Origin of the sequence: Streptomyces sp. NPDC090442 (assembly GCF_044769405.1) — a bacterium.
Taxonomy (GTDB): Bacteria; Actinomycetota; Actinomycetes; order Streptomycetales; family Streptomycetaceae; genus Streptomyces.
In genome coordinates this window covers 1-2,978 of sequence record NZ_JBIVXW010000195.1, presented here as the reverse complement: position 1 = coordinate 2,978, position 2,978 = coordinate 1, and the positions used below count along the sequence as shown (strand labels likewise).

The 2,978-nt window shown below is 64.5% G+C and carries 3 protein-coding genes and 1 pseudogene; 2 read left to right on the top strand and 2 right to left on the bottom strand.

Annotation, left to right across the window (positions count from 1 at the left end; genetic code table 11):
• Nucleotides 1–182: 182 nt before the first annotated feature.
• A pseudogene (locus ACIQU6_RS44250) lies at nucleotides 183–353 on the top strand (transposase); the annotation flags it as partial.
• A gap of 308 nt (nucleotides 354–661) precedes the next feature.
• On the opposite strand, the gene ACIQU6_RS44245 reads toward ACIQU6_RS44250, so the two are convergent.
• Together ACIQU6_RS44245 and ACIQU6_RS44240 are read right to left on the bottom strand one after the other, a co-directional pair.
• Nucleotides 662–1,243 (bottom strand): transposase family protein, encoded by a 582-nt coding sequence (locus ACIQU6_RS44245; protein WP_403488333.1) that lies wholly within the window; start codon nucleotides 1,241–1,243, stop codon nucleotides 662–664.
• A 55-nt stretch (nucleotides 1,244–1,298) separates the two neighbouring features.
• On the bottom strand, nucleotides 1,299–1,598 hold the full coding sequence (locus ACIQU6_RS44240; protein ID WP_403488331.1) for a hypothetical protein: 300 nt from the start codon (nucleotides 1,596–1,598) through the stop codon (nucleotides 1,299–1,301).
• A gap of 140 nt (nucleotides 1,599–1,738) precedes the next feature.
• Here ACIQU6_RS44240 and ACIQU6_RS44235 point away from each other — a divergent pair, with 140 nt between their 5' ends.
• A complete protein-coding gene (locus tag ACIQU6_RS44235; protein WP_403488329.1) occupies nucleotides 1,739–1,903 on the top strand; it encodes a hypothetical protein in 165 nt (54 codons plus the stop codon).
• The last annotated feature ends 1,075 nt before the right edge of the window (nucleotides 1,904–2,978 follow it).

The following is a 2,978-nucleotide window of genomic DNA, read 5'->3' as shown; positions in this document are numbered from 1 at the left end:
CGCCTCGACCGTCCGGGTGATGACAGACTTCTCCTGCAACGGGACTCCTTGCTTGATCGACTCGCTTCGCAACAAGTTGATCTATCAGGAGTCCCGTTGCCCTGTTCCCGCACCCCTTGACCTGCGCTTTCAAGCCTTAACGCAGCGGCGTTGTGGATCTTGAGGTGGGATGATCTTGCTTCGTGGCACGTGGAGATCTGACGGATGCACAGTGGGCCTGCCTGGAGTCGCTGTTGCCGACGGGCAAGAAGTCGGGCCGTCCGCCGATATGGACCAGGCGGCAGCTGATCGACGGCATACGGTTTCGTACCCGCACCGGCGTTCCGTGGCGCGATGTGCCGGAGCGGTACGGGCCCTGGGCCCGGTCATACGACCTGTTCCGGCGCTGGCAGCGGGACGGCACCTGGCAGCGGACTTCGCCGAGCTGCAGGCTCAGGCCGACGTCAGGGAGCTCATCACCTGGGACCTCAACATCGACTCCACCGTGTGCCGGGCCCACCAGCACGCCGCGGGGGCGCGGAAAAGGGGGATCTGCAAGCCGAGCCGCCCGGCGGCATCGCCGTCGAGCCGGACGACCATGGCCTCGGACGCTCACGCGGCGGCCTGACCACCAAGCTCCACCTGGCCGTCGAGCAGGGACAGAAGCCCATGTCCATCGTGATCACCGCCGGACAGCGGGGCGACTCCCCGCAGTTCGAGCCCGTGCTGGACAAGGTCCGCGTCGCCCGCGGTCCAGCGCGCCGAGTACCTCACGCAGGCAGGGGACCTCGTTGGTCTTGTCGGGGATCCGCAGCTGGGCGATGACCTGGTCGTCCTGGTCGATGACGGCCAGCAGGTGGGCGGCGGTGCGGGTCCGGGTGCGCGAGCCGCGGGCGCTCTTGCCGTCCGCCGCCAGCCGCACAGGACGCTCACGCTCCGCAACCGAGGGCCGCGGCAGCGCGGCCAGAGCGTTGGGATGCACCCGCTCGACAACCCGGCGGGCAGTGTCCGCCGACGCGGCCGGCCGCACCCCCAGCACGCCACGGACCGGGAAGCCGAGCCGCGCCAGGGTGTCCTGCGGCGCCCGCCGCAGCCAGTGCCCGACCCCCGCATACGAACGTGCCCCCGCCGCGACGGCGCAGGCCACCGCCCCCACCAGCGCGAGCAGTGGGTACCGCCGCCCCCGGCGGTCACGCGGATCAACCTCCTCCGCCGCATTGTCACCTGCCGGAGCGATAGCACACGACAGGACGGACGCGGGCATGGCAGACTCACGAATCACTGAAGCTCCGTTGCTGGCAAGGTACTTGAGACCTACCTCACCTCAACGGAGCTTCGGCGTATCCAGTCACACCCTCGCTGACCTGCGACGCCACAAGATCAATCAGACCTTGCGTCAGCCCTGGGTCCTCCCCCAGCAACGCGTCGATGTCGACGGCTTGCAGATTGCCATTGAACTTGAACCAGAGGAACCCGGCGCCCTGGGTGACATGCGCGACATCACGCACCGGACACAGTTCATCGATGATCCCCGTGAGATCCAGCCGGCGCAGAAACTCGGCAGAGGCAGGCAGAGCGCCCAGACGCCTCTCCACCACAGGGGCAATCGCGATATCCATCCGAGGACGCCGCACCCGTGACCGCTCAGAACGGGAACGCGATATCGACACACCCCATCAACGACTCCACCCCGCCCCAGACACCGGCCAGCCCCTCACGTCATCACAAAGAAGCATGTGCGGAGGACGGGTTTAACGCAGTGGACCGCTATGTCCACGAGCGGTTGGCGATCTTCGCCTGCCGCAAACACGGCCTGAAGGGCCGCAACTGGACCACCCGCTTCGACGGGGAATGGTTGACGCGGCTCGGGGTCTTCCGCCTCAGCGGGAACGTGCACTGGGTAACGGCGCATGCCAGCCGGTGAACGATGCCGGAAAGCCGTGTGCGGGAGAACCGCATGCACGGATTGAAGCGGCGGGGACTGGAAACGGAGCATCACACGTCACCGCGCCAGTCCCCGACCCTACTCGCCCTGCAGCCCGAACAAGCTCACGTCAGCCGCCGCAGCCATCCCCACCCTCATGATGTACAGTACATGTAAAAAACGCTCCCCGGTCCATGATCAATAGGAACTTGCGTTAGCCCTGCACGAAAGATCGAGGCCAGCGCATCGCGCCCGTCGAATTGCCGAGCATCCGAATCGAGCGGATACTGGCACAGGATCCATTTTCGTTGAACTCCCAGAGGGTTGCTGGCTAAATTTCCATGAAGAGCTTCGGGGTTTGCTCATTCGTCGGCAGTTTCACCGAATCGGCGAGTGAGTCGGGGCTTTATATCCCCCTTTTGAGGGATGGTGAAGCCTGATCGGTTTACGGAGAGAGGCCGGCATCCTCCAGGATCGGATCATTGACCTTATAGAGAAGGGAGGTCAAATAGGATCCTTGACGGTTCATCTGGATTTATAGTCGTCGACAGGGTGCGCGACCCCTTCCATCTCTATATTGCAATGTGGGTCGACTGCCGATCCTTCGGATAGAAATTTACTGGGTGAGCCTCCTCAGTTCTGTGATCGTCGACGCATCAATCTTCACGATTGTGTGCGGAGTGCCTCGACATGGCGTTTGAGGGTGCCGAGTGGTTTGAGTGTCGCTATCGGTTTGGCGTAGCAATGGCTAAAGGCAGCCGAGTGTCACCTTCCGATTCGGCCCCTTCCGCGCCGAGGAAGCACTACTAGTGCGTGCGGTGTGCCTGTGACGTGGACAAGCACTGTCCATGGGCGGGGTTGTCTGAGGGCACCACCCAGTCTCCGCCGGGCTCTGGAGCCCTTGGAGTTATGCAGATGTTGTAGCCGGCTCGGCCGCGATATCGGCAGGTGAGAAGGGTTACGAGGGATACGGCCGGACGGCCGCCCCTCGGGACGGCCGTCCGCCGCGCCGCCGCCCCGGATCGGGCCGCAAGACGAGGAGAAGACCATGGCACGAGCAGTCGGTATCGACCTC

Bases quoted from the DNA above. Each gene is read 5' to 3' on its own strand.
- ACIQU6_RS44245 (WP_403488333.1), bottom strand. From the start codon at position 1,243: ATGCCCGCGTCCGTCCTGTCGTGTGCTATCGCTCCGGCAGGTGACAAT.
- ACIQU6_RS44240 (WP_403488331.1), bottom strand. From the start codon at position 1,598: ATGGATATCGCGATTGCCCCTGTGGTGGAGAGGCGTCTGGGCGCTCTG.